The 5,962-nt window shown below is 57.4% G+C and carries 7 protein-coding genes; all 7 read left to right on the top strand.

The window, feature by feature from the left end; genetic code table 11:
- Positions 1-123: 123 nt before the first annotated feature.
- On the top strand, positions 124-600 hold the full coding sequence (locus I2D41_RS00895; protein ID WP_195363233.1) for a hypothetical protein: 477 nt from the start codon (positions 124-126) through the stop codon (positions 598-600).
- Positions 601-644: 44 nt separating this feature from the next.
- Entirely contained in the window at positions 645-1,133 is a 489-nt protein-coding gene (locus tag I2D41_RS00890; RefSeq protein WP_195247174.1) for a hypothetical protein, read from the top strand.
- A 548-nt stretch (positions 1,134-1,681) separates the two neighbouring features.
- Positions 1,682-1,861: a hypothetical protein gene (locus I2D41_RS00885; protein WP_195247176.1), complete on the top strand. Its 180-nt coding sequence runs from the start codon at positions 1,682-1,684 to the stop codon at positions 1,859-1,861.
- A 49-nt stretch (positions 1,862-1,910) separates the two neighbouring features.
- Entirely contained in the window at positions 1,911-2,726 is an 816-nt protein-coding gene (locus I2D41_RS00880) for a ParA family protein (RefSeq protein ID WP_156597185.1), read from the top strand.
- 2 nt (positions 2,727-2,728) lie between these two features.
- Positions 2,729-3,313, top strand: a complete 585-nt coding sequence (locus tag I2D41_RS00875) for a hypothetical protein (RefSeq protein WP_195247178.1) — start codon at positions 2,729-2,731, stop codon at positions 3,311-3,313.
- A 631-nt stretch (positions 3,314-3,944) separates the two neighbouring features.
- Positions 3,945-5,351: a flotillin family protein gene (locus I2D41_RS00870; RefSeq protein WP_195247180.1), complete on the top strand. Its 1,407-nt coding sequence runs from the start codon at positions 3,945-3,947 to the stop codon at positions 5,349-5,351.
- Positions 5,351-5,725: a hypothetical protein gene (locus tag I2D41_RS00865; RefSeq protein WP_154247918.1), complete on the top strand. Its 375-nt coding sequence runs from the start codon at positions 5,351-5,353 to the stop codon at positions 5,723-5,725. Before I2D41_RS00870 ends, I2D41_RS00865 begins: the two co-directional genes overlap by 1 nt.
- The last annotated feature ends 237 nt before the right edge of the window (positions 5,726-5,962 follow it).

The raw sequence follows: 5,962 nt of genomic DNA, 5'->3' as shown, positions 1-5,962 counted from the left end.
GAAAATACTTCCTCACCTGAAATTTCTTCACGTGAAGATTCTTCCTCACCTGCAATTTTTTCAGGTGAGCCCCCCTATATACCTATAAGTAATGACTATCCAGAAGATTGGACGGATGGATGGATGGATTTTCAAACCAACCAACCGGACGTCTATCCCGGAATGGACTCTCAGGTCGATACCGCAGGCGATTTCAGGAAAATCGCCGACGAGACGATCAACCGCAACAAGCTCGACGCCGCACGCCAGCCCTACGATGAGCTGCGTCGTCTGGGCTTCGGAGCCGACGAGATCGGCACTGCTTGGGCTCGCCGGCAGGCTGAGGCCAAGGATGCCGGCTGCGAGGACAAATTCATGCCTCAGCTGCGAAAATGGCTGATCGACACAAGCGTCAAGGGCTGCCAAAAGATGGTCGAGGCCGCACGCCAGCGAGCGGGCCGCGGCGAAAAGCACCTGCGCAGGGCTCCCGACGGCGCCTGGCTCATTATCGGCGACGGGCCGGTCCATCCGGTTGTGGATGCGAACGGAATCGTCTATCGCGGCGATAACAAGGAGGCTGCGATAGACCTGGCCCGCAAACAGGCCACATCTTCGCTGTGAGCTGCTGAACGAACGATTGAATAAATGTCGAAAGGGGAAGTGACATGGAAGGGAACTCGCGGGAAAGGCTGATTAGAACCGAAAGCAATGGACAATCTGCAATCGTCGGGATCGAGGGAGAGAACCATGGCTCGTCTCTTTCCTCAGACGATGGCGGCATCGGTGCCCGAGAGGAGCGCGTCAGATGCGTTCTGTCCGAGCTGAGACATCTGGCCTCGATCAGAAGCCAGTGCGAGACAGCGCTCAGGCAGCTGCCGTCCCGATCGAATGAGAGGGAGCGGATGAGGAACCGCGTCCTGCATATCGATTCGACATTGAATCTCGTAATGGTCGTCGTCGAGGCGCTGGACGATTACGAGCCGGGACTCGGATCTATCTTCCAGCTGTCCTATATCGACAACCTGACATGCGAGAGGATCGGCGCGCTCCTGGGCGTGTCCAAGAGGACCGTCATCAGGAGGAGAAACCATATAGTCGCGTTGATAGCTTCAGATGACGATCTCTACGGCATCATCGTTGGTGATGCCGCGTGAGCGCCGTAATCTTTTGGCGGGTACGCATATGACCCGTAACATTATCCTACTTGCAGTCGGGCTGCTTCTTGCCCTCGCCGGCATGAGCTACCTTTTTCAGCTAGATGGGTTGGCTTTACTGCTTCTTATTACTTCCGCTGCGATCGCGCTCGAGCTATTCGACGATGGGGAAGAGGACGATTCCGGGTGGAGGCCTTTATAGGAAAGCTACTCAAGATGAGGACGTAAGGCACAAGTACAATGATTTGATATTAAGTTATGACGTAGTCACGTTATTGCACTGTTACGTAGTTACACAGTTATGCAATTACACGGCTACGTTATTACACAGTTACGTTTTTACGTCCTTCATTAGTTCATTGAATACGTATTTCTCTTCCTCGTATTTTCTGAAGTTCTTGTATTCCGTTTTAGCACCTTTATCTTTTTCGCCGTTTCATTTATTCATCTATTTCACAGTTCATCAGTGACGTTGTTCTGTTATTATTTAATAACAATCTTCAATGCGGGTTTTCCGCCATCGGTCCAGCTAGGGCATTGGAGGTTATATGTCTTCTTATCCTAATTACATTTCAATCATCAAATTTATCTTGGGGCTCGGCGCGCTCGTAGCCTTTTTTGCGAGCGGGCTCGCCTACGCCGTCCTTCAGTTCATTGTCGGCGCGGCGGCGTGCCTCATCGCCATCCCGATCGCTCTTGTGGTCATGAGCATCGCCAGTCGCTCCTAGGCATTTTCTGGCTCTAATTGTTTTCAATTTCAATTTGAAAGGAATCACTATGCCGAATTTCACCCCTGTGATCGTGTTCACCAACCAGAAGGGAGGCGTCGGCAAGACGACTTCAGCAGACGCAATCGCCGACGGACTTCGCCGCCGCGGCCTCAAGGTCCTAGCCGTGGATATGGATCCCCAGGGCTCGCTTGGGCGAATCGAGTCGGACTGCGTCGCGAAAGGCACCTGCTGCAGTTCTAGCTTCCTCAAGGGCGTCCAAGTGGTTTGCACCGAGGACGGTCAGGCGACCGTGCCCGGCGATCTCGATTTGGCCAACGTCTCTGACGAGAGGGACCTCGAGGGCAACGAGATCAATGAGTACTCTCTGACGCGCGCAATAGAGTCGGCCGTCTCCCAGCACGGCTTCGATGCCGTCGTTGTCGACACCCAGCCCGGCATGACTTTCTCGACGATTTCCTCCACCATTGCCGCCACCCATCTCGTCATCCCGACTACCGCCGACAGGCTCGGCACCGAGGCCGTCGAGCAGACCCTCGAGCTCCTCAGCGCGGTATCCGATTCCTATGATGTTGCATGGATTAGTGCCCCCGCCGTCCTCATTACGCTCTATCGCGGTATCGCCAAGCTCGCGAGGGCCTTTGCCTCCCAGATGGTCGAAGAGTTCCCCAAAATGGGCCTCAAGGTCTTCCAGCGCCGAATTGGTATAACCGTCGCCATCCAGGACGCGCAGGCGAACGGCCGCAGCATCTACGAGATGAACGTCCTCAAGGGTGCAGCTTTCGAGTATGACGTCCTTGTAGGCAACATCATGAACTGGTGCGAGCTCAAGCCCGCAGCCGGTGAAACCGAAGGAGTTGAGTAACTGTGGCTTCTAACCTACCCGATAACCTCGTTGGCGACATGATGAGCAATGCGCCACGCTTCACTTTGCCAAATTTTGGGGCACAGAATCGTTCTGCGTTCCGCCCCGCGGGACCCGCCCCGCAAGATCCTGTTCAGGACAACGCACCCGCGTCGCCCATTTCCCATGCGAGCGTTCGCAAATCCAAACCCGCGGCGTCCCCCACACCCAACAAGGTTTCTTCTGGATCCAAAAAAGAGAGGGTCACCTTCTCGACTTCGCCGCTCGAGGCTGAAATCCTCGAGCGTCGCGTTCTCGAGCTCAAACTGAAAGGCGGCCCCAGGAGAGACGCCAATGTCAGCCGTGTCATCGAGGATGCACTTCGCGACCGTATCAACGGTGGGGAGCTCGATCTTTCCGTTTTGGACAACCCCAAGCGATCGATGAGTGCCACGCGCTATAGCCGGACGGCCCTCGTCCCCTACGAGGTGTACAAGGACCTCATGACCGGACTCGTGAGCGCTCGCGCGGCACATCCGGAGATTCTGCCCTCAAACCTCACTGCCAGCGCGTATATCAGGGCGTGCATCCTGGCCTTGGAAAACTAGCCCAAGCATATTCTGCGTGCATTTTAATCGGATACATTCCCCGGGGCGGCGCCGCCCTGAGAAACACCTCTTCTCACGGGCGAAGGTCGGGCGGCGTCGAGGAATTGTTTGCTCTGGGAAGAATGGAGAATGGAAATGAAATTACCCGCCGCAGAGTGAGGCCGCTCGTCGCCCTGGCCATTGTCGCTGCATCAATTGGCTGCATCGCGCCCCTCCGGCATAAGCCGAGAACGCGACGGCCGCCGTGGTCTCCGCTGACGGCAACCACGTCGTCGTCGATGTCGACCTAAACGGAGACGCGTCTGATGTCGGTTCGGACGATCAGAGCGAGTCTGTTTCCGACGCGGAAACAGACAAGACATGGTAAGCATTCGAGACTTTGATGACAGCCAACAACATAATTATAGAAGCCGCGTTTTACTTCTTCTGTCTGCAGCTTCTCTTCACGGCGGCATTGATTCTCGTCTTATACAAATTATTCTGGACGCAAAGATAGTCCGCCGTCTTGAGTCCCCATGGTTTGACTGAACCGGTGTCGGGGTGGCCGTATAGCCGCCCTGACACCCACTGACGAAATTGTCTATAAACGGGCGGCTCTTTTTGAGCCGCCCTTGAAGGGGAGGAAACCCTTATGATGCTCTTCGAATCTGTAATCTTCGACCTGCTCCCCATCATCATCGGCATCCTGGTCGTGATGATGGTGTTCGAGTCCTGCTGGCGCAAATGTCCGCCGGATAAGCTCATGATTGTTTCAGGTGCTGGCAAGATGCGCTCCGTCTCCGGCAAGGGTACCTTCGTTATCCCGCTCCTCCAGCGCGTCGACACCCTTTCGCTGGGTGCCGTGCAGGTGCAGTTGACTACCGAGAATGATATCCCCACGCAGGACGCGATCCTCATCCACGCCTGCGCTGTGGCGAACTTCCAGATCGGCCAGACCCCCGAGCTGATCGAGACCGCCTCCAAGAACTACCTGAACATGGATAAGGAGGAGATGACTCGACAGGTCACCGAGGTCATGCTGGGCAAGATGCGCGAGGTAATCGGCCAGATGGACTTGAAGGAGCTCATGCGCGACCGCGAGAGCTTAAACGCAAAGGTCTTCGACGGCTCCAAGGACGACCTTGCGAACCTCGGCCTCGAGCTGCGCACCTTCAATGTGCAGGACTTCTCCGACTCCCAGGGCATCATCCGTTCCATGGGCGCCGACCAGGCGGCGGAAATCAAAAAGGAAGCCGAGCTGGCGCAGATCAAGGCGGCCGAGGAGGTCGCCATACGCCAGAACCAGCTCGACTTGAAGCAGGCCGACCTCAAGAAACAGGCCGACAAGGCAAAAGCCGAGGCCGATATGGTGAAGGCCACCGTGACGGCCGAGAAGCAGCGCGAGCTCTATATCGCCCAGCAGGAGGCCGAGATCGCCGCGGAGACCAAGAAGGTCGAGCTCGCCGAGCGCCAAGCGGACGTGAGGGAGCGCGAGCTGAACGCGACCGTGAAGAAGCAGGCCGAAGCCGACCGCTATGCAGCTGAGCAGGCAGCCGAAGCCGACCTCTACAAGCGCACGAAGCAGGCCGAAGCCGCCCGTATCGAGCGCCAGAACCAATCCGACGCCGAGCTGTATTCCGCCCAAAAGGACGCCGAGGGCACCCAGGCCCGAGCGAAGGCCGAGGCCGAAGCTACGCGCCTGAAGGGCGAGTCCGAGGGTGCGGCCGAGAAGGCCCACGGCGAGGGCGTCGCGGCGGGCATCAAGGCCCAAGCCGAGGCGTACAACGGTATGGATAACCCCTACCTGCTCGCCAACCGCTACATCGACATCATGCCCAAGGTAGCCGAGCAGGTTGCGAAGCCCCTCACCGCCGTCGATTCCATCAAGATGTACGGATCGGGCAACGCCCAGAAACTCGTGAAGGAGACCACCACGATTGTCGACCAGGTGGCATCCGGTCTGAAGGACAGCACCGGTGTCGATCTGCCGTCGCTTTTGAGCGGTCTGCTGGCAAAATCCGATATGGATGCCGGTTCCGCCGAGAGCCTGGCAGACTGATGGTAGTCCCGCTGATCGCCTCGGCCTTGCTGCTCGATTTCTTAGGCTGCATGATGCCCCTGGCATTGGTCGAGGACACCAAGGCATTTAAGGTCGGCGTGTTCCTGATTTGGGCGGCGCTGGTGGCGGATTCCGTCCTGATGGGCTTGTTCTATCCGAGGGAGCTGGCGGGGGTGAATCCCCTGTTGGCGGCAGGTCTCGAATCGATATGCCTCATCTGTGCCATGTATCCCCTGCATGGGTTCGCATCGAACTTGGCTCCCTGTGGCATCCGGGTCGATACTGCCGCGGCCCTCGCCTTCATAGACTTCCTCGTGACCGCTGTGGGATATGTCTCCCTGCTCTTGGGTACGATCTGGCTTATATTCTTCTAGGCTCGCAGGCATATGGACCTGTCGACCATCAAGCCGGAGGGTTCCGAGGAGTAGCGCCGACGCAGGCCGCCTACACATCACGCCCGCTGTCGGCCTGTACGACGAGGATATCCCGTTCTAGCGAGGGGATCCCGACGAAGCCCGCTCCGAACCGGCGGGCTTTTCCATCCCCCGGGCACCGCCCTGGATTGGCTACACTGATGTGGACAGTTCCGGGAGGGGCGCAGGAGACGGGAG

It is taken from the genome of Collinsella aerofaciens (assembly GCF_015552075.1).
Taxonomy (GTDB): domain Bacteria; phylum Actinomycetota; class Coriobacteriia; order Coriobacteriales; family Coriobacteriaceae; genus Collinsella; species Collinsella aerofaciens_Y.
The sequence above is the reverse complement of the archived record's forward strand: the minus strand, read 5'-3'. Positions and strand labels throughout refer to the sequence as shown.